Here is a 17,521-nt window from a genome sequence, read left to right as displayed (position 1 = left end):
GCGACCCGCCGCGTCACTGGCGTACCAGGCGACGATTGTCCACCTCTAGCGTATCGGTGCTGCGGTACGGATTGATGTCCAGCCCACCACGGCGCACGTAGCGCGCATAGACGGTGAGCTTCTCCGGCTGCAACAGGCGCTGCAGGTCGAGGAAGATGCGCTCCACACACTGCTCGTGGAAGTCGGCATGCTGGCGGAAGCTCACCAGATAGGCCAGCAGGCTCGCCGGCTGCAGCGCGGCACCACGATACTCCACCACCACGCTGCCCCAGTCCGGCTGACCGGTGACCGGGCAGTTGGATTTGAGCAGGTGGCTGTGCAGCGATTCCTCGACCACCCGCTCGGCATCGCATGCCAGCAGCTCGGGGCGCGGATGGTCGTAGTGCTCGATGGCTACGTCCAGCTCGTCGATGCACCGCCCTGGCAGCGTGGCGAGGCCTTCAGCGGCGACTTCATCCAGCGTGCGCAGGCGCACCCTGACCGGCTTGCCGGCAGCGGCCGAAAGATCGGCACCCATCAGCTCCAGCAGCGCTTCCCGCGATTCGAACACCGACTGGTTCAGCGAATTGAGGTAGAGCTTGAACGACTTGGACTCGATGATGTTCGGCGAGTCGGCCGGAATCTCGAATTCGCCGATCGCCACCACAGGCTTGCCCGACGGCAGCAGCCAGGACAGCTCGTAACAGTTCCACAGGTCCACGCCCTGATAGGGCAGCGTCTCGGCGGTCAGCCCGAGTTCGGCCCACTTCGGTGCCCGCGGAATCGGGAACAGGAGGTGCGGGCTGTAGGTGGCAACGTAGTCACTGGACTTGCCCAGCGGGGAATGTTCGGCGGGATGCTGCATCGGAAGGGAACCTGAACGAAAAACGCCGCGAAGTTTAGCGCTTCGCGGCGTTCTTTTCAGCGCCATCGGCGCAGCAGACGGACGAAGCGCCGACTACTGGCGCATACCCCGCCCGCTCTTGAGCAAATGCACGGACGCCAGATAGAGCGCCGCCACCGCCACCAGCATGAAGCTGATCGCCACACCGATGCGGATGTCCGAAACGCCGAGGATGCCGTAACGGAAGGCATTGACCATGTGCAGCACCGGGTTGGCCAGCGACAGCGTCTGCCAGAACGGCGACAGCAGATTGATCGAATAGAACACCCCGCCCAGGTAGGTCAGCGGCGTCAGCACGAAGGTCGGGATGATCGAGATATCGTCAAAGTTGCGCGCGAACACCGCGTTGATGAAGCCGCCCAGGGCGAAGATGCTCGCGGTCAGAGTGATGACCAGCACCGTCACGCCCAGGTGATGCACCTGCAGATCGGTGAAGAACATCGACAGCAGCGTCACGATCACCGCCACCGCCAGCCCGCGGGTGATGCCGCCCAGGGCGAAGCCTATGACGATGACGTGGGGCGACACCGGCGAGACCAGCAGCTCCTCGATGGAGCGCTGGAACTTGGTGCTGAAGAAGCTCGATACCACGTTGCTGTACGAGTTGGTGATCACCGACATCATGATCAGCCCCGGCACGATGTAGTCCATGTAGCTGAAGCCATCCATGTCGCCAATCCGCGCGCCGATCAGGCTGCCGAAGATGACGAAGTACAGCACCATGGTGATCGCCGGGGGCAGCAGGGTCTGCGGCCAGATGCGCGTGTAACGACGGATCTCGCGCTGGACGATGGTCTGCAGCGCGACCAGGTTGGGACGCAGTTCGCCGCTCATGACTTCACCTTCAGATTGTTCTCCACCAGCGACACGAACAGCTCCTCCAGCCGGTTGGTCTTGTTGCGCAGGCTCAGCACCTCGATGCCCTGGGCGCCGAGCAGACGGAACAGCTCGGTGACACCCTGGCTTTTCTCCACCTGCACCTCGAGGGTGTGATGGTCGATCAGCCGCGACGGATAGTTGCCCAGTTCAGGCGCCACCAGTTGCGACTCCTTGAGATCGAGCAGGAAGGTTTCCACGTGCAGCTGCTTGAGCAGCTCGCGCATGCTGGTGTTCTTGACGATCTGGCCGTGGTCGATGATGCCGATGTTGCGGCACAGCTGCTCGGCCTCTTCCAGGTAGTGGGTGGTGAGGATGATGGTGATCCCCTCGCGGTTGAGCTCGGTCAGGAACGACCACATCGACCGCCGCAGCTCGATATCCACGCCTGCGGTGGGTTCGTCGAGAATCAACAGGCGCGGCTGATGGATCAGCGCGCGGGCGATCATCAGCCGGCGCTTCATGCCGCCGGAGAGCATGCGCGATGACACGTCGCGCTTGTCCCACAGCCCCAGCTGGTTGAGGTAGCGCTCGGCGCGCTCCTTGGCGACCTTCGCCGGAATGCCGTAGTAACCGGCCTGGGTGACCAGGATGTCGAAGGCCTTCTCGAACTGGTTGAAGTTGAACTCCTGCGGCACCACGCCCAGGCAGCGCTTGAGGCCAGACGGGTCGCGATCCAGGTCATGGCCGAACACGTTGACCGTGCCGCCACTCTTGTTCACCAGGGTCGAGAGGATGCCGATGGTGGTGGACTTGCCGGCGCCGTTGGGCCCGAGCAAGGCGAAGAAGTCGCCTTCGGCGACATCGAGATCGATGCCCTTGAGGGCCTGGAAGCCGTTGCCGTAGGTCTTGGTCAACTGCCGAATGGACAGAGCAGTACTCATAAGAAGGTGCACACAACGCGAAGGGAATGGAGCTAGATATGGGCACCGCCAACCAATTGCAACCGCGCATGTCCGCAGTGAATGCCTCACTGCCCCGCTTCGGCTTGCTCCAACGGCACCACGATCAGCGCCGCACGCTGGCCTTCGGCGACGTCGGCCATGGGAAACAGGATGCGAGCCCCCGGTTCGTCGACCACCCAGCGCGCGCCATCATCCTCGGCCAGCAGACTGCCGAGCGGCAGAGGCGTGAAATTCTCGATATCCGCTGGCAGGCACAGCCGGAACCGAGGGCTGCGCTTGATGATCTCGCGGGAAATCTGCAGCAGCTGTAGCTCGGCCCCGGTACTGGCCGGCAATGTCCGCCCCTCGATCATCGCGATCAGCCCGTTCTCGAACTGCGAGACGGCAGCCGGTAGCGCCCCGCCCTTGCCTTCGGCCAGCTCCACCGTGAACGCCTCAGCGCCATGGCGCATGGTGGTCAGCGCGCTGAAGGTGTTCGTCGCCTGGCGTTGCACAAGCACGGCGTCGATGGCCAGCCCTTGCAGCCTGGCCAGCGCCTCGGCAGCTGCCTGCTCGTCCTCGTACCAGGGGCGGATGGCGAACTGGGCAAGGCGCGACGGACGCATCGCCGAATGCAGATCGTAGTGTCGACGCACGCGTCCCGTGTCGCCGAAGAAACCGCTGACCAACGCCTCCAGCTCTGCTGCCCGGATGGCTTCGCTGCCCCAGACGTCGGCATGCGCGCCCCGGAACAGCCGATTGAGGTCATGGTCGACCAGTCGCTGCGTCCGGCGCACCGCTGCCGGGTTGGCGAACAGCAACAATAGCCGCGCGCGCGGCCTGACATCGCCACGGGCAAGCGCCCGGATCAGACGGTCCAGCACATGGATGGGAACGAGTTCGTTGCCATGAACGCCGGCGGACACCAGCAGGTCCAGGCCGAGATCGGCGCTGGCAGGCGGCGAAACGAGCAGCGCGCCCTCCGCCAGCCAGTGCAGCTTCACCCCATGCGGGGTGAGCTGGATCTTCTCGCAGGGTTCACGCCCGGCGAGGGTGAGCTCCAGCAGCTTGCCGAGGGCGAGCATGCCGGCCTACGGTCAGTGGTTGCAGTCCGGGCCGTGGACGTGCTCGTCGTCATCGGCCTCGACCGGCTCCATTTCCAGCTGCAGGCTGACCAGGTTGGTCGCCAGCGGGCGCAGCACCAGATTGGCGTACTCGGTATCGCCATCCTCGACGTCCACGCCGATCATCAGCTGACCGTTGCCGACTTGCTGAATCCACACCTCGCGCCCCTGCCAGACCACAGCGAAACGGGTGCAGGAGGTTTCCAATTGGGTTCCATCGACGTCTTCCAGAACCAGTTGCAGGCTATCGCTCATTGAATTTCTCTCGTTTGGTAGAAGCGCGACGCCCCATGGCGCCGCGCGAAGATTGATCAGGCTTGGGTCAGCGTCGCGATGGCGCGCTCGAAACGATCCAGCCCCTCATTGATGTCAGCTTCGTCGATGACCAGGCTCGGCGCCAGGCGAACCACGTCCGGGCCTGCCTGCAGCACCATCAGCGCTTCTTTCTCGGCGGCAGCGCAGAAGGCGCCGGCCTTGCCCTTCCAGGCGTCGGTCAGCACGCAGCCGATCAGCAGACCACGGCCGCGAACCTGGCTGAACACGCCGTAGCGCTCACCGATCTGCATGAGGCGAGTCTTGAACTGCTCGTGGCGCGCCTTGACCCCTTCCAGCACCTCCGGCGTATTGATGATGTCCACCACCGTCTCGGCCACGGCACAGGCGAGCGGGTTGCCGCCGTAGGTGGTGCCGTGGGTGCCGACGCTCAGATGCGCGGCGATTTCATTGGTGGTCAGCATCGCGCCGATGGGGAAACCGCCGCCCAGGCTCTTGGCGTTGGTCAGGATGTCCGGCTCGACGCCGTAATGCATGTAGGCGAACAGGTCGCCGGTGCGCCCCATGCCGGACTGCACTTCGTCGAAGATCAGCAGCGCGTTGTGCTCGTTGCACAGCTGGCGCGCGCCTTCCAGGTAGGCCTGTTCGCCTGGCAAAACACCGCTCTCGCCCTGGATCGGCTCGAGCACCACCGCACAGGTCTTGTCGGAGATCGCCGCCTTCAACGCCTCGAGGTCGTTGTAGGGCACATGACTGATGCCTTCGATCTTTGGCCCGAAGCCATCGGAGTACTTCGACTGCCCGCCCACCGTGACGGTGAACAGGGTGCGGCCGTGGAAGCTGTTGAGCGCCGAGATGATCTCGAATTTCTGCGGACCGTAGACGTCATGGGCGTAACGACGGGCCAGCTTGAACGCCGCCTCGTTGGCCTCCGCCCCGGAATTGCAGAAGAAGGCGCGGTCGGCGAAGGTTGCCGCCACCAGCTTCTTGGCCAGGCGCAGCGCCGGCTCGTTGGTATAGATGTTGGAGATGTGCCAGAGCTTGCCGGCCTGCTCGGTGAGTGCCGCCACCATGGCCGGATGGGCATGCCCCAGCGCATTGACCGCGATGCCACCAGCGAAATCCACCAGTTCTCGACCGCTCTGATCCCAGACTCGCGAGCCCAGACCACGCACCGGCACGAAGGCCGCGGGGGCGAAGGTGGGAACAATGACCTGGTCGAAATCGGCGCGTTCTACCGGGGTGTGCGGGGCGGACATCGGGGCTCTCCTGCGAGGCGACACTGAATGAGAAATGAAAACGCCCCGCCATCGGCGGGGCGTCACTCGCGCAGTGTAAACGCAGGGCCGGCCCTCGTGCGCACTCGAGCAGAAATTCTCTTGTGCAGCCGACCGGACGATCAGCCGAAGTGCTGCTGGTCCAGTGCGATCGCCTGGTCGAGGGTCTCCAGCAGGGCCTTGCGCACTTTCAGCTTGGTGTTCTTGTGCGCCACCATGTTGATCTTCTTCAGCTGCTCGGCGGCCGCCTTGGCCACCGCCAGCAGTTCGCCCGTCGGCACCACCTTGTCGAGGAAGCCAGCGCTTACCGCGCCGGCTGGATCGAACATCTCGCCATTGATCACCGAGCGCTGGAACGCTGCCTTGCCCAGGCGATCACGCGCCAGCTCGATGCCGGCGTGGTGCATGGTCATGCCGATCTGCACCTCGTTGAGGCCGATATGGAAAGGCCCTTCGACGCCGATGCGGTAGTCCGAGGACAACAGCAGGAAGGCGCCCTTGGCGATAGCGTGCCCCGGGCAGGCGACGATGATCGGGAATGGGTGCGCCAGCATGCGGCGGGAGAACGTCGAGCCGGTGGCGACCAGCGCCATGGCATTCTGCGGGCTGGAAGTCATGACCTTGAGGTCGTAGCCACCGGAAAGAATGCCGGGCTGGCCGGTGAGGATGACGATGGCGCGGTCCTGCTCGGCGCGATCCAGTGCGGCATTGAGCGCCTCGAATACCGCAGGCGAGAGCGCGTTGACCTTGCCGTTGCACAGCGTCAGCGTGGCGATGCCGTCTTCGAATTGGTAGGAGACCAGCTCAGTCATGACGAGATTCCTTGTTCTTGAAGTGCGCAGACGTTACCCAGCACCCGGGTTCAGGTAAAGCACGATGACCGACCGGCCGGTCACGCTTTGCGTCTCGACATGCGCTCGGACTGGAGCGCTCAGGCATCCGGATCGAACTCGGCCAGCGCCTGCGGATGCAGGATCGACTGCAGCTCCGGATCGGCGATATGCAGGCCGAAGGAGCCATCCGGCAGCCCGCCGGAAATGCGATAGGGCGTGCCTTCCTCGTCCACGGTGATTTGCGCCAGATCCAGATAGCGCGGTGTGCAGCGCTCCTTCGCCGCGTTGCGCAGCACCACGACCCGCGGACGCAGCTGCAGCCGCTCGTGCTTTTCGACCACCACGGCCACTTCGCCGGTATGCAGCTCCACCAGGGTGCCGACCGGGAAGGCACCGAGCCAGCGAATGAATTCGCGCACCAGCTCCTCGTCGAACTGCACTCCACTGGCGCTGCGCAGGATCTCGAACGCCGACTGCACCGGCCGCGCGTAGTCGTAGGCGCGATGGCTGGTGATGGCGTCGAACGCATCGACGATGGTGATGATGCGCGTCATGTAGGAAATCTGCGCCGGCCCGGAGCCGAGCGGATAGCCCGTACCATCGAGCCGTTCGTGGTGACCATAGGCGGCCTGCAGCGCCACCTCAGGCACACCCGGCTGCGCACTTAGCGCCTCCAGCCCGAACGCCGGATGCCGCTTGATCAGCTCGAATTCTTCCGCGGTGAGCTTGCCCGGCTTGTTGAGAATCTCCGGATCGATGCGCATCTTGCCGACGTCATGCAGCAGCCCGGCCATGCCCAGCAGCTGCAGCTTGTCATCCGGCAAGCCGAGATGGTTGCCGAAGCCCATCGCCATGATCGAAACGGACAGGCAATGCAGGCTGGTATAGAGGTCCTTGCTCTTCAGGCGGATCAGCCAGAGCATCGCGCTTTCATTGCGCAACATGCTCGCCAGGTTGCGCTTGACCACCCCGTGGCAGGCGCGGGTGTCGATCACACGACCATGCTGCACATCGGCGAGCACCTGCTCGATCAGCCCGGCGCCATCCAGATAGGCCGCTCGGGCCTCTTCCACCTCACTGGCCAGCGCATGGCGCGATCGCTGCGGCGCCTTGCGCTGCCGTGGCGCCACGGCGGCGGCCGCTGTACCGTGCTGCAGCCGCACCCGCCGCGTGTCGTCGACATAGACGTACAAGCAGCGCTCGCGCACGGCACGCACTTCGTCGGGCGTGAGCAACGGAAAACCCTGGAAGGCGAACTTCGTTTCGCTCCATGGACGATCCAGCTCGCAGACGAACATGCCCAACTCAAGATTGGCCACGGCCACCCGGCGTCGGGTAGGTACCAACAAGGTATCGGGATGATTGCCTGACTCACCTGTCAGTCTCATGGGACAGCTTCGCTCCACTCGCTTTGCCTTCAACATAACCCAGGCGAGCGCCGAGGCTGCAGGTGAGTCTAGCGGAACGTGCAGCCCATCACCCGAGCGATGCGGATTTGTTAAGCGCATGAATAAGTTAAAAAAGTTTTTGCCAAAGGGCATTCGTTCGATTACATTAGCGCGCCTCGACGGACATGAACCTCCGTCGATCCGGTGAGGTGTCCGAGCGGTTGAAGGAGCACGCCTGGAAAGTGTGTATACGAGAAATCGTATCGAGGGTTCGAATCCCTCCCTCACCGCCAGATCTATGAAAGCCCCTGAATCCAATGGTTTCAGGGGTTTTTTCGTTTCAGACGTCTTCAAGCTCGCCCGAATGCGTACACCGGACGAGTACACCGATGGCCTTAGCTATGACCCGCCCCACTCTCGATTCACGCGGGGTCTACCAGTACCGACGCAAGGTGCCCACCTCCCTCCGGGGCATCCTCAAACGAAGCGAATGGAAGCGCAGCCTCGGGACTCGAGACCCGGAAGACGCCAAGCGCCGTGCTGTTGCGGTAGCGCAGGAGTGCGACCAGGAGTTTGCGCTCGCTCGCGCTGTTCTCGAAGGTAGCGTCACACTGAATGCCAGCGATGCGCAGCAGCTCGCGGCCCGCTGGTTCCGAGAGGAACTGGATGCGCTTGAGGCGAGTGGTGATTACGCTCATTACCTGGTGGTCAGACATTCCGACGAGCGAGATCCACGAACCGGCGAAGAGCTCGGGACAGTTTTTGATACCGTCCAGACAGTCCTACCCGGGGAGACTCTTGCTGAGCGCACCCGAGCAGTGGCCGGCTACGTCCACGCGATGCTGAGCGCCCATCACCTGCCTGCTGTACCTGCAGGCTCGCCCCTTGAAGCACTGCTAGCAGAAGCCTTCTGGACCCATCTCTGTGACCTGTCGAGTATCTGCCAGACCAAGCTGAACGCACGCGGTCGATATGTCCCGCCTCCAGTCGTTGCGCCTGAAGCGCCGCTATCCTTTGAAAAGCAGTCGATGAAACAGGCAGCGCTTGCCCTTTCGGTTGTATTCACCAAGTGGGCCGAGGACAAGCAGCAGACTGACGGCGACAACCGCAGCACCAACAAGACCATCTCCGAGTTCGGCGTTCCGGTGCATCGGTTCATTGAGCTGTATGGAGACCTGCCGGTGACCGACATCAACCGTTCACTGTGCCACGAGTTCAGGGCCGCACTGGGCAAGCTGCCTACCAAGGGCGAAGGCGTCCGCAGCCTCCCGGCTCCTGCGGCGATAGCCAGAGCTGAAGCAGAGGGACTCCCAGTTGCGAGCCTTGCGACCGTAAAGAAACAGCTGCGGGCGCTGTCAGCGGTCCTGAACTTCGCCGTCCAGCGTCTCGGCGTATTGAGCGAAGAACCTGTCTCCGCTTCCGGCATGCTCCGCAGCCTGTCCAAGGCAGCACGACGAGCCGACACGAAGGGAGACGAGGCCAAGCATTACAGCCGTGGGGAGCTGAAGACCATTTTCTCCAGTCCGCTGTTCACTGGCGGCTGGCGTCCCCAGCTGTCCGACTTTGGCGAGGCCCTGTACTGGCTCCCGCTGCTTATGGCTTACACCGGAGCCCGACGGGAGGAGCTGGCCCAGTTACTGGTCGCCGATGTCTGCAAGGATGATGCGCTGGACGTTTGGTATCTCTCCATCTGCCCCGGAGATGACAAGTCGATCAAGACTGCCAGCAGCCGCCGGAAGGTGCCGCTACACCCTGACCTCATTGCCCTGGGGTTCATCACGTACCGTACTGCGCTCCCCGTTGAGGGTCGCCTCTTCCCCAAGCTGGAGCCTCATCCCGCCAATGGTTATGGTCATGCAGTCGGGAAGGCATGGACCAAGTATCTGCGTGAACATGTCGGGCTTAACAGCCAAGCAAGTCCCTCGCATGGGTTCCGGCATACGTTCAAGACGCTCGCGCGGGAAGTCGGCATTCCGACTGATGTCAGCGATTGGCTTACCGGGCATGCAGCGCAGAGCGTCGGCGCCAAGTACGGCAGCAACCCGCTGTCCCGCATGGTCGAGGAGCTGGAGAAGCTGCCAAGCATCGCCAGGGAAGCGGGCCTCCTCAGGTAGCCGAGAGCCTCAACGTCGTGGCCCTCCTCGATGAGCCGAGCGGCCAGATCCGCCGATACCCGCATGCCGTTGTCCCAGAAGAACAGGGTGAGCACGGGTCATGTCGGACATGGTCGTTACGTCGTCATCGGGGTAGCGGGGGTTGGTACGAGTTTCGTTCAGGCCGAAGGGGTTCATACGCGACCCTCCAGGAGCACGCGGAGGCGCTCCAGGCCATCCTGGGTGACCATAGTCTGGGTGAAGGAGCGGACGTCGCCCTGAGGGGTGCGGACTTTGACCGCGAGGTAGCGGTTGTTCAGGGCCAGGACGGTGGGCTCGTCGCTGTCCTTGTGCTTCCACAGCCCAGCTCCCGCATGAAGCGGTTCAGGCGGATCGCGCTGCCGTACTTCAGGGCCGCAGCGGCCTCGGTGGTGCTCAGGTGACATGCGGTGTCGGGGTAAGCATCGAACGCATCAGCCTTCGCGAGCATCTGCTTGTTGGCCTCGACCAGGACAGCGTTCTGCTGCTGCAGCTCCTCCTGGGCCTTCATGGACTTCACCAGCTCCTCCAGGGACTCCAGGTAGGTCTGCGACAGTCGGGCAACCGAGGACTCAGCCGGCTTGGTGATAGTCAGCTCGGCTTTGCCCCGGAGGATGTCGTCGATGACCATGTTGCAGAACACGGCGAACTTCACGTCCAGCCAGCGGGCGAAGGCAACCGCCAGCTTGGGGTATGCCCAGGTGCCGCCACTGCGTCCACGCCCTGCTTCGTAAACGTGGGAATTTCCCACCTTTTCCAAAGCCTCGATGTACTCGATGGTGGAGGGGAGCCGCAGGAACTCCTTCGTCTCCTTGCCGTAAGCCTGCGCGGCCTTGGTCATGTTGAAGTAGCCGTCGTCCCGGAAGACGAACGACTGCCCCTGGTACTCGCGGGTGATGAGGGCGCTCATTGGGCACTCCCGACTTTCACCACCTTGTCGAAGGTGCGGAGCAGGTAGGTGGTCCGCTCGCCATCACTGTAACGGCGCCAGACAGCGCAGAGGATCCGCGCGGTCTTCGGGTGGATGCTCACGATGACTCCGGTGCATAGGCGCATAGCCACCAGCGCCGAACTCTACGCGGTCAATGACGGCCAGCTCCTGGCCCACGATGTCGGTGACCTTCACTGGGCACCCCCGAGTATCTTCTTGATGTTCGCCGCGGTTACTTCTGCCTGATCTGCTTCGGCATTCAGCGAATCCACTTCCTGTGCCGAGAGTTTCATCTGCACGGCCTTCTGGTCGGCCTTGATGCGGTTGTCGTTGGCCAGCTTTTCGAGCTGCGCGACGGTCTTGTTGAAGGTCTTCAGGAGAAAACGACAGGAGAGCAGACATGAAAAGCCAAACCAAGGAGACCCCGAAAGGTCTGCCCTGGTGATAGTGGTCAGGCAGAAACAGCCGCCGCGCTGGTCTTCCGTCGAATACTGCGGCCCTCACAGCCTCCGCGCGCCAATGCGTCAGCAGCCTCGTTGTCGGCGTTACGGGCATGACCTCGGACCCAGCTTATCGACAGCTCATGTAGCTGCCGCAAACGGTCCAGCTCTTGCCAAAGGTCAGCGTGGGCTACAGCCTTGCGACTGCTGGTCTTCCAGCCCTTGGCGATCCATCCGTCAAGCCACTGACAGAAACCTTTGGCGATGTACTCGCTGTCAGTGAACACATTCAGGACTGCCGGTTGTTTGATGGCCTGACAGGCCCGAACAACAGCGAGCAGCTCTCCACGGCTGTTGGTCTGCTGTTCAGCCTGCGGTACGGGACCAGCCAGCTCCAGGACGTCGCCTTGTGGGTTACGGAGAATGGCTCCCCAGCCAGCCTTGGCGAATGGTCCGCCATTGCCCGAGCAGGCGCCATCAGTGTGTATGGTGTAGGTGCGTAGCGCGTTCATGGGATTGATGTCCTTGATGGTGACTTACGACTCAGTCGTGCTATAGCGGTCGTAAGTGATGAGTCTCAGAAGTCAGAATGCTCTTCGACGGGGGCAAGCGTGCTGGTCAATCGCTCAGCGTCTTCCTGCAGCCTCAGGTATCGCTCCAACTGAGCACTGGAGCTGTCCTGATAACGAACTTCTGCCAGCTCGCAGGCGTGGTAGTAGTCCTTCGCCTCGGCGAGAATGCCGTCGAGATGCTTGAGCACCGACCGGAGTGCAGCTGTATCCTCCAGGCCGTAGCAGTTGAGCTGCTGCATGATGGCCGGGACCGTCCGGGCGATGAGCTGGCGTTCTTCGATGGTGGCTTGCTCCGTGCCTCGCTCCAGGCTCTTCTTCAACATCCCGTAGTCCTGGCTGTAGAGGGTGAAGAGATGCTGGCGCTGGTTGCAGTAGCCATCCAGGTCAGCATTGAACGCTCGTATTCCCCGCTGTCCCTGCTCCTTTGCCTTCACCCGTTCCTCCTCGTAGCCGATGTCCTGCTCAAAGGCAGCCCAGCGGCGTCGGATCTCGTACATGCGGTCAATGGTGCGAGTGGTGAGCCTCGCCCACTGAGCCATTTCCTTGATGGTCTTCAAGCGGAACTCATCGTGGTCGGGATCGTTGATGGCCCGCCATGCGTTGGCCAAGAGCTGGTCATCCTTGAGAGGGGCGACGATGTCGTCATTCTGTTGGTAGCTGTGCTTCCTCGCCACTGGTAGGCCGCGTCCTTCCAGAAGAATGGCGGGGACTTCCGCATGCTTGAGGATCTGAAGCGCCTCCAAGCGGTGATGACCTCCGACCAGCCAGTAACGTTGACCGGTGATATTCGCCTCATCCTCAGTCATCTCGACCAGGTCCAGCGGCTTTTCCAGTCCTTTTGCCTCGATGCTCTGCGCCAGCTTGCTGATGTGCGCTGCCCGCTCCTCGGCTCGCTGTCGGCTCCTCCGCATGGCAGAAGTCGTGTTCCGGTTCTGCAGGCAGGCGTGTTGCTTGATGCTTTCCATTGGGATGGATTGAAGTCGTCCCGTCATGGCTTCCTCAGCGAGTCCGGATGACCGGGCCAAGGGCTGCCCAGTGCGGCGCCTCTCGGTCGGACTGCGCCAGCGACAACAGGTCAGCGTCTGTCCAGGTCATGGCAGCAGCCAGCGCCAGCTCAAGCGCCTCAGCAAGGCGTGTGTCGCGCCCCTTCCGCTTGGCCAATGCCTGTGCAACGGTGGTCAGCCTGTCGAGGTGGGTGTTTCTCAGGTGAAGGTTCAGCCGAACCAGGGGTGGTTTGCTGTGCATGGATGGAGGTCCTGTGTAGCGATAGAAGAGCCAGCGCCCCGCCACAGTGGAACCGGGCAGCGTTGAACGATGGGTTGGTTGTGGTTGCCGGGACGAGAACGCCGCTGATGTGTTCAGGCGCCGCAGATGACGCCTGCCGGTTTACGGGATAACTGGGGGTAAACCGCGATGCGCCACACAACTCATAGATACGTACGTACGTACGCGAAACAGAGACTAATTAGACTCATCTTCGCCGAACGTGTAGATTGCCATCACCCAATCAAGGAGAGCCTTCAGGTGGACGGCAAGCGACGCATCTTCAGCGATGAATTCAAGAGGCAGATCGCCAGAATGGTGGTGGTCCAAGGTCTCAGCCGCAGTGAAGTGGCAAAGACCATGAGCGTGAGCCTCAGCTCAGTGGATCGATGCGTGACCCGTTTCGAGCCGGAGCTGAGCCATGTGCCCCAACCTGCAATCCAAGCCCAAACGACGGCGCCGTCACAGCCGGCAGAGCGAAGCGAAGTTGAGCTTCTTCGGGAAGAAAACTGCGCCCTTCGCCTGACAGCAGCGAATCTGCGTAAAGCGTTGGCCGTGTTCATCGAGCCGGGGCTAACCTGAGGCGGTAGTTCTACAGCCGAATGTGGTGAGTGCAGCTCTACCCACCACACTGCAGCTTCAGCCTGCAGCCGTCGCGGCCTTCCGTGTCCTGAAGACCGTGGTGCGGTCGATGCCCAGCCGCTTACCAATCTGCGTGTCTCCCATCCCTTCAGCCTTGAGCGCCATGATCTGGTCAGCCAGCGGCGCTCCCTTCGGCTTCCGTCCCTTGTACTTGCCTTCAGCCTTGGCCTTGGCGATACCCTCCCGCTGCCGCTCCAACATCATCTCCCGCTCGAACTGAGCGACCGATCCAAGGACGTTGAGCATCAGCCGCCCTGTCGGCGTGGTGGTATCAATCCCCAAGCCCAAGATGTGCAACCCCGCGCCCGCTGCTTCGAGCTGCTGCAGGATCTCACCCAAGTGGTGAATGCTACGGGCCAGTCGGTCCAGCTTCGTGACAACCAGAACATCGCCCTCCCTGAGGTCAGTCAGGAGCCGCTCAAGCTCTGGGCGTGTGGCAACGGAGGAAACCTGTTCCTTATAGATGCGTTGAGCGCCAGCAGCGGCCAGCTCCCTCTCCTGAGCCTCGAAGCCTGCTACCTGTTCCAGCGTTGATGTTCGTGCATATCCGATGCGCATGCGTATCTCCGTTGCGTTGGAATCTTAGACGTTGTAACGGTAGTGTTGCAGAATTCCCAAGTCAACCCTTGTGCAACGAATCGTTCATTGTTCTGCAACGTTGCGTTAGGGCTTGGTTCACTACAACATCCATGCAAGCTCTCACCGATAGGCCAGTCACCGACCGTGCCGCGCTCAACAGAAACGCCCCTTCCACGCCATCACGCACGGGACGCACGGGACGCCCGCCCCCCCCCGGGGGGGAGAAACCTGCCTTGGACATTGATAAAATGTGCACTCAAATTTTTGGCCCCAGAACATTTGGCTCCGAGCACTTGATCGGCATATAGTGGCAGGGCAACACCATGACCATGCAAATCGCAAGGCTACCTATGGATCTTGAACCTGATACACCTGCCATCGACAGGAGCGCGTCTGTGACTGCTCCGGCTGAGTCTTGGGGTGAGGACGAAATAGCTCGCGAGATTGCGCTGCTTCAGGCACATCTTTGCGAGGAAAAGATCTCTCGCATCATCGACAGGGCGATGGAGGCGCTTGTAGCTGTCGATGGAGTCCCACTCGATGACTTATCGAGAGGTCGGCCCGCAGATATTGAGGAGGAGCTTCGTCAGTCCTATCTCGACTACGCGCTGAGCGTAATCATAGGAAGGGCGCTTCCCTATGAGAAAGCGATCCGCAACATCCGCACCCTTTCGCGAAGGGCGCTAGCTCTTTTTCCTCACCTAACACACCGCCTCTCCGCTGCCGCATCTATCTACCAGCTCATCCAGGCCAACAGGGCTTGCTCTGCTCTTTTTCTGAAACTTCGTAGGTTCGCCGAAGCAGCGCTCTACGGACTCCCCCTCTTTGCCTACGGTCCCGAGCTCAACGAGTTCCGACACCGGCATCGGTAATCCGCCCCCTTCAAAAAGCGTGTTCTTGCCACCTTTTTCTAGAGGACGGGTTCATCATGACCATTCCCCGCATTATCTCGGCCGAGAACGAACAGGCCGGGACCATCCGCTGTGCTCACGTTTGGGACCACACCGCGACTCATATCGAGCTATCTCACGCTCATGACCACGATCCGGACGAGCATCTTGTCCTCTGTGGTGACTGCGCGAGGCTTGCTGGCCTACTCCCCTGTGACGATTGCAAGGGCGAGACAATCATCGTCCAGGCAGGAAGTACATTGGGATCATTGAGCCCTATTTACGCCCCGGAGGAGTTGGTTAAGGGGCGATGCAGTCAGCACTCGGAACTCCATTCCCACGAGTCGAGCAAGGCTGCGTCTGAAACGACAACTTGCTGAGTCGACTACCTGGGGCTGTCGGGAAGCGCTGATTGCCCTCCTGAGCAAGGAGGGCGTCGGCTTGCGCTGCAACACGGCTGCATGGACGCTAGTCGTGCGTACCCATAATGCGTACACTTCAGCCAAGGGGAATCCACTGCGATCCCCATATAGCCTGGGCTTGAAGACTTCCTTGGCGTATCGAGGGTTCGAATCCCTCCCTCACCGCCAGATTAGATTCAAGAAAAGCCCCCGACTTCGTACGAAGCCGGGGGCTTTTTCGTTGAGCCTTCTTTACTGCCCAACCTGGCTCGGTGCCGTGGACTTCCAGCGCATCGAAGCCTGCTGCCGGACGTCCGATGGCCGTTGTCAGCGACATTGCCCTGTAGCAACGTAGTTGCACCAGCCATGAGCAGCGAAACGCTCCCATGAACGACCCCTTCGATCTGCAGCGGTTTGTCGATGCGCAGCAGGATGTGTACGAACAGGCTCTGCAGGAGCTGCGAGCCGGCCGCAAACGTACGCACTGGATGTGGTTCATCTTCCCGCAGTTGAGCGGCCTGGGCCGTAGCGCCATGGCGCAGCGCTATGCCATTTCAGGGCGCGACGAGGCCCTTGCCTATTTGCAACACGCGCTGCTGGGGCCTCGCTTGCAAGCCTGTACCGAAGCGATGCTCGCGCATGCAGGCGACAGCGCACTGCAGATTCTTGGCCGCCCGGACGATCTGAAGTTTCATTCCTGCATGACATTGTTCGCCTGCGTCGCACCGGACCCGGCGCTGTTCGACAAGGCGCTGGAGGTGTTCTTTCGAGGCCAGCCGGACCCGGCCAGCCTCGAGCAGCTGAAGGCCTGAACGTTATCGCCTGCCTTGGTCCTGCTAGCGCTGACCGGCAGCACCGCCGGTCGGGTTCCCGCTGGTCGCGCCGCCAGTGGCCGCTCCGCCGGTGCCGTTACCGTTACCTGTTCCGATTCCACCCGGCGGCGTGACGGCTCCCGGATTGGCGTTTCCATTGGCACCACTCGGCGTCACCGGCGCCCCGGTGGTTCCTTGAACCGGTGCGTTGCCAGTGCCGCCGGTCGACCTTCGCTCGTTGTCCTGGGCGCTCGGCAATCCGGTCCCCGCGGCCGAACCGGCATTGCCGGGTACGGCGGGACGCGGGTTGTAGGCATCGCTCTGAACGCCACCACGGTTGAGGGTCGGTGCAGGGTCCTGCGTGGTTGCCGGTTCGCGGATACGGTTGATATCGCGGTCGATCTGTTGGCGATTTTCCTCCATCTGGGCGCCCATCCGGTCGCGCTCCTGCTCGAGGGTCATGTCTCGCTCTTGTGCGTTCGCGGCAGCCGCAGCTGCGGATAGCAACAGTAACCTGGTCAGTTTACGGTGTGCATGGGTGGTCTCCTGGGCAGTTCACTCAATAGGTGACAACCGAAGGCCACGCGCTGCTCAACGAGCGGGGTGAGTTTCTGGTGTGAAACTTGCTGCGATTATTTCCCAGGGGTGAATGTCCGGCACGTCTCATTTCCGCAGCCGCAAAGAAGAAAACCGAGCGAGCCATTCCGTCACAACCTTCTGGTCGGGCGACAATCCGCTGCACACAAGAAGAAAAGGCCATGTCATGCTCAAGCAGAAGAAATTTCGGCAGGCGACTCTGATCGTCATCGCCACGGCAGTGATCCTGATACTGCCGAACCTGTCCCGTATATTCAGCTGAGCGCGCTACGGCGCGCCGCGAGGTAGCCAGATGCGCACGACCAGCCTCTTCGCCCTGCTCACCCTGAGCATGGCCGCTACCGCCGGCGGGATCGACCGTGACTCCGCGCTTCAGGCGCTGCAGCAGCCGGACGTCGTGTTGATCGACGTGCGTACGGCAGAGGAGTTTGCCGAGGGCGCCCTGCCCGGCGCCACCCGCATCGAAACCCCAGACCTGGCCCGCAATATCGAGGCCCTGGCCCCCCGGAAGGACACGCCAGTGGTGCTCTACTGTCGCAGCGGCAGGCGCTCGTCCGCCGCCCAGGAAGTGCTCGAGAAGCTCGGTTACAGCCAGGTCATCAACGCCGGCGGTTATGACCAGCTCGCCAGTGCGCTGCAGCGGGACTGACGCAGAGCAGGCGTCGCAGGCCTCCGCCCGCCCACCGACCAGGGAACTTATGAGCAACGAGGGCCACTGAAAAAC

At 62.1% G+C, this 17,521-nt stretch carries 20 protein-coding genes, 1 tRNA gene and 1 pseudogene; 7 read left to right on the top strand and 15 right to left on the bottom strand.

Annotation, left to right across the window (positions count from 1 at the left end; genetic code table 11):
• Positions 1-13: 13 nt before the first annotated feature.
• From queF to OUY36_RS08605, 8 genes are all read right to left on the bottom strand, one after another.
• Positions 14-844, bottom strand: coding sequence for an NADPH-dependent 7-cyano-7-deazaguanine reductase QueF (queF, locus tag OUY36_RS08640; RefSeq protein WP_267937598.1), 831 nt, complete (start codon positions 842-844; stop codon positions 14-16).
• A gap of 93 nt (positions 845-937) precedes the next feature.
• Positions 938-1,717 (bottom strand): ABC transporter permease, encoded by a 780-nt coding sequence (locus tag OUY36_RS08635; RefSeq protein WP_110777535.1) that lies wholly within the window; start codon positions 1,715-1,717, stop codon positions 938-940.
• Positions 1,714-2,643: an ABC transporter ATP-binding protein gene (locus OUY36_RS08630; protein WP_063544017.1), complete on the bottom strand. Its 930-nt coding sequence runs from the start codon at positions 2,641-2,643 to the stop codon at positions 1,714-1,716. Before OUY36_RS08630 ends, OUY36_RS08635 begins: the two co-directional genes overlap by 4 nt.
• Positions 2,644-2,729: 86 nt before the next feature.
• Positions 2,730-3,728 (bottom strand): succinylglutamate desuccinylase, encoded by a 999-nt coding sequence (locus OUY36_RS08625; RefSeq protein ID WP_267937597.1) that lies wholly within the window; start codon positions 3,726-3,728, stop codon positions 2,730-2,732.
• A gap of 12 nt (positions 3,729-3,740) precedes the next feature.
• Complete coding sequence (locus tag OUY36_RS08620) at positions 3,741-4,022, bottom strand: hypothetical protein (RefSeq protein ID WP_011912811.1); 282 nt, start codon at positions 4,020-4,022, stop codon at positions 3,741-3,743.
• Between the two features lie 56 nt (positions 4,023-4,078).
• On the bottom strand, positions 4,079-5,299 hold the full coding sequence (locus OUY36_RS08615; RefSeq protein ID WP_156244498.1) for an aspartate aminotransferase family protein: 1,221 nt from the start codon (positions 5,297-5,299) through the stop codon (positions 4,079-4,081).
• A 140-nt stretch (positions 5,300-5,439) separates the two neighbouring features.
• On the bottom strand, positions 5,440-6,129 hold the full coding sequence (locus OUY36_RS08610) for a crotonase/enoyl-CoA hydratase family protein (protein WP_102840920.1): 690 nt from the start codon (positions 6,127-6,129) through the stop codon (positions 5,440-5,442).
• A gap of 119 nt (positions 6,130-6,248) precedes the next feature.
• Positions 6,249-7,538 carry an HD-GYP domain-containing protein gene (locus OUY36_RS08605; protein ID WP_267937596.1) on the bottom strand — a complete coding sequence of 430 codons (1,290 nt, stop codon included), beginning with the start codon at positions 7,536-7,538 and terminating at the stop codon, positions 6,249-6,251.
• A gap of 203 nt (positions 7,539-7,741) precedes the next feature.
• Here OUY36_RS08605 and OUY36_RS08600 point away from each other — a divergent pair.
• Positions 7,742-7,831: transfer RNA gene (locus OUY36_RS08600), tRNA-Ser, on the top strand.
• Positions 7,832-7,939: 108 nt separating this feature from the next.
• Entirely contained in the window at positions 7,940-9,652 is a 1,713-nt protein-coding gene (locus OUY36_RS08595; RefSeq protein ID WP_267937595.1) for a site-specific integrase, read from the top strand.
• Between the two features lie 295 nt (positions 9,653-9,947).
• Here the strand turns inward: OUY36_RS08595 and OUY36_RS08590 are convergent, their stop codons facing one another.
• The 5 genes from OUY36_RS08590 to OUY36_RS08570 form a co-directional block, all read right to left on the bottom strand.
• The gene (locus tag OUY36_RS08590) at positions 9,948-10,580 is read right to left on the bottom strand and encodes a KilA-N domain-containing protein (RefSeq protein ID WP_267937593.1); all 633 of its coding nucleotides are present in this window, start codon (positions 10,578-10,580) and stop codon (positions 9,948-9,950) included.
• Positions 10,577-10,702 (bottom strand): hypothetical protein, encoded by a 126-nt coding sequence (locus OUY36_RS08585; protein WP_267937591.1) that lies wholly within the window; start codon positions 10,700-10,702, stop codon positions 10,577-10,579. Before OUY36_RS08585 ends, OUY36_RS08590 begins: the two co-directional genes overlap by 4 nt.
• A gap of 350 nt (positions 10,703-11,052) precedes the next feature.
• Positions 11,053-11,553: a ribonuclease H family protein gene (locus tag OUY36_RS08580; protein WP_267937589.1), complete on the bottom strand. Its 501-nt coding sequence runs from the start codon at positions 11,551-11,553 to the stop codon at positions 11,053-11,055.
• A gap of 65 nt (positions 11,554-11,618) precedes the next feature.
• A complete protein-coding gene (locus OUY36_RS08575) occupies positions 11,619-12,578 on the bottom strand; it encodes a ParB/Srx family N-terminal domain-containing protein (RefSeq protein WP_267937587.1) in 960 nt (319 codons plus the stop codon).
• Positions 12,579-12,612: 34 nt separating this feature from the next.
• Positions 12,613-12,858, bottom strand: coding sequence for a hypothetical protein (locus OUY36_RS08570; RefSeq protein ID WP_267937585.1), 246 nt, complete (start codon positions 12,856-12,858; stop codon positions 12,613-12,615).
• 279 nt (positions 12,859-13,137) lie between these two features.
• On the opposite strand from OUY36_RS08570, the gene OUY36_RS08565 reads away from it, so the two are divergent.
• Positions 13,138-13,458, top strand: a complete 321-nt coding sequence (locus tag OUY36_RS08565; protein WP_267937583.1) for a transposase — start codon at positions 13,138-13,140, stop codon at positions 13,456-13,458.
• A gap of 57 nt (positions 13,459-13,515) precedes the next feature.
• On the opposite strand, the gene OUY36_RS08560 is transcribed toward OUY36_RS08565, so the two are convergent.
• Positions 13,516-14,076, bottom strand: a complete 561-nt coding sequence (locus tag OUY36_RS08560; RefSeq protein ID WP_267937581.1) for a recombinase family protein — start codon at positions 14,074-14,076, stop codon at positions 13,516-13,518.
• Between the two features lie 524 nt (positions 14,077-14,600).
• Between OUY36_RS08560 and OUY36_RS22050 the strand changes: the two are divergent.
• Positions 14,601-14,783, top strand: a pseudogene (locus OUY36_RS22050) (hypothetical protein); the annotation flags it as partial.
• A gap of 991 nt (positions 14,784-15,774) precedes the next feature.
• Positions 15,775-16,200 carry a DUF1810 domain-containing protein gene (locus tag OUY36_RS08550; RefSeq protein WP_156244496.1) on the top strand — a complete coding sequence of 142 codons (426 nt, stop codon included), beginning with the start codon at positions 15,775-15,777 and terminating at the stop codon, positions 16,198-16,200.
• Positions 16,201-16,224: 24 nt separating this feature from the next.
• Here the strand turns inward: OUY36_RS08550 and OUY36_RS08545 are convergent, their stop codons facing one another.
• A complete protein-coding gene (locus tag OUY36_RS08545; RefSeq protein WP_267937577.1) occupies positions 16,225-16,662 on the bottom strand; it encodes a hypothetical protein in 438 nt (145 codons plus the stop codon).
• A gap of 187 nt (positions 16,663-16,849) precedes the next feature.
• Between OUY36_RS08545 and OUY36_RS08540 the strand changes: the two genes are divergently transcribed.
• Both OUY36_RS08540 and OUY36_RS08535 read left to right on the top strand, forming a co-directional pair.
• A complete protein-coding gene (locus OUY36_RS08540) occupies positions 16,850-17,059 on the top strand; it encodes a hypothetical protein (RefSeq protein ID WP_125872082.1) in 210 nt (69 codons plus the stop codon).
• Between the two features lie 30 nt (positions 17,060-17,089).
• Positions 17,090-17,446: a rhodanese-like domain-containing protein gene (locus tag OUY36_RS08535; RefSeq protein ID WP_152481102.1), complete on the top strand. Its 357-nt coding sequence runs from the start codon at positions 17,090-17,092 to the stop codon at positions 17,444-17,446.
• The last annotated feature ends 75 nt before the right edge of the window (positions 17,447-17,521 follow it).

Source organism: Stutzerimonas sp. R40042, assembly GCF_026642215.1.
GTDB classification, from domain to species: domain Bacteria; phylum Pseudomonadota; class Gammaproteobacteria; order Pseudomonadales; family Pseudomonadaceae; genus Stutzerimonas; species Stutzerimonas frequens.
This window is presented reverse-complemented; position numbering and strand designations above follow the sequence as displayed.

Excerpts from the sequence above, each read along its gene's own strand:
- OUY36_RS08605 (WP_267937596.1), bottom strand. The coding sequence starts at position 7,538 with ATGAGACTGACAGGTGAGTCAGGCAATCATCCCGATACCTTGTTGGTA.
- queF (WP_267937598.1), bottom strand. The coding sequence starts at position 844 with ATGCAGCATCCCGCCGAACATTCCCCGCTGGGCAAGTCCAGTGACTAC.
- OUY36_RS08535 (WP_152481102.1), top strand. The coding sequence starts at position 17,090 with ATGCGCACGACCAGCCTCTTCGCCCTGCTCACCCTGAGCATGGCCGCT.
- OUY36_RS08630 (WP_063544017.1), bottom strand. The coding sequence starts at position 2,643 with ATGAGTACTGCTCTGTCCATTCGGCAGTTGACCAAGACCTACGGCAAC.
- OUY36_RS08575 (WP_267937587.1), bottom strand. The coding sequence starts at position 12,578 with ATGGAAAGCATCAAGCAACACGCCTGCCTGCAGAACCGGAACACGACT.
- OUY36_RS08570 (WP_267937585.1), bottom strand. The coding sequence starts at position 12,858 with ATGCACAGCAAACCACCCCTGGTTCGGCTGAACCTTCACCTGAGAAAC.
- OUY36_RS08635 (WP_110777535.1), bottom strand. The coding sequence starts at position 1,717 with ATGAGCGGCGAACTGCGTCCCAACCTGGTCGCGCTGCAGACCATCGTC.
- OUY36_RS08595 (WP_267937595.1), top strand. The coding sequence starts at position 7,940 with ATGACCCGCCCCACTCTCGATTCACGCGGGGTCTACCAGTACCGACGC.
- OUY36_RS08615 (WP_156244498.1), bottom strand. The coding sequence starts at position 5,299 with ATGTCCGCCCCGCACACCCCGGTAGAACGCGCCGATTTCGACCAGGTC.
- OUY36_RS08580 (WP_267937589.1), bottom strand. The coding sequence starts at position 11,553 with ATGAACGCGCTACGCACCTACACCATACACACTGATGGCGCCTGCTCG.
- OUY36_RS08590 (WP_267937593.1), bottom strand. The coding sequence starts at position 10,580 with ATGAGCGCCCTCATCACCCGCGAGTACCAGGGGCAGTCGTTCGTCTTC.
- OUY36_RS08545 (WP_267937577.1), bottom strand. The coding sequence starts at position 16,662 with ATGACCCTCGAGCAGGAGCGCGACCGGATGGGCGCCCAGATGGAGGAA.
- OUY36_RS08625 (WP_267937597.1), bottom strand. The coding sequence starts at position 3,728 with ATGCTCGCCCTCGGCAAGCTGCTGGAGCTCACCCTCGCCGGGCGTGAA.
- OUY36_RS08540 (WP_125872082.1), top strand. The coding sequence starts at position 16,850 with ATGTCCGGCACGTCTCATTTCCGCAGCCGCAAAGAAGAAAACCGAGCG.
- OUY36_RS08550 (WP_156244496.1), top strand. The coding sequence starts at position 15,775 with ATGAACGACCCCTTCGATCTGCAGCGGTTTGTCGATGCGCAGCAGGAT.
- OUY36_RS08560 (WP_267937581.1), bottom strand. The coding sequence starts at position 14,076 with ATGCGCATCGGATATGCACGAACATCAACGCTGGAACAGGTAGCAGGC.
- OUY36_RS08610 (WP_102840920.1), bottom strand. The coding sequence starts at position 6,129 with ATGACTGAGCTGGTCTCCTACCAATTCGAAGACGGCATCGCCACGCTG.
- OUY36_RS08620 (WP_011912811.1), bottom strand. The coding sequence starts at position 4,022 with ATGAGCGATAGCCTGCAACTGGTTCTGGAAGACGTCGATGGAACCCAA.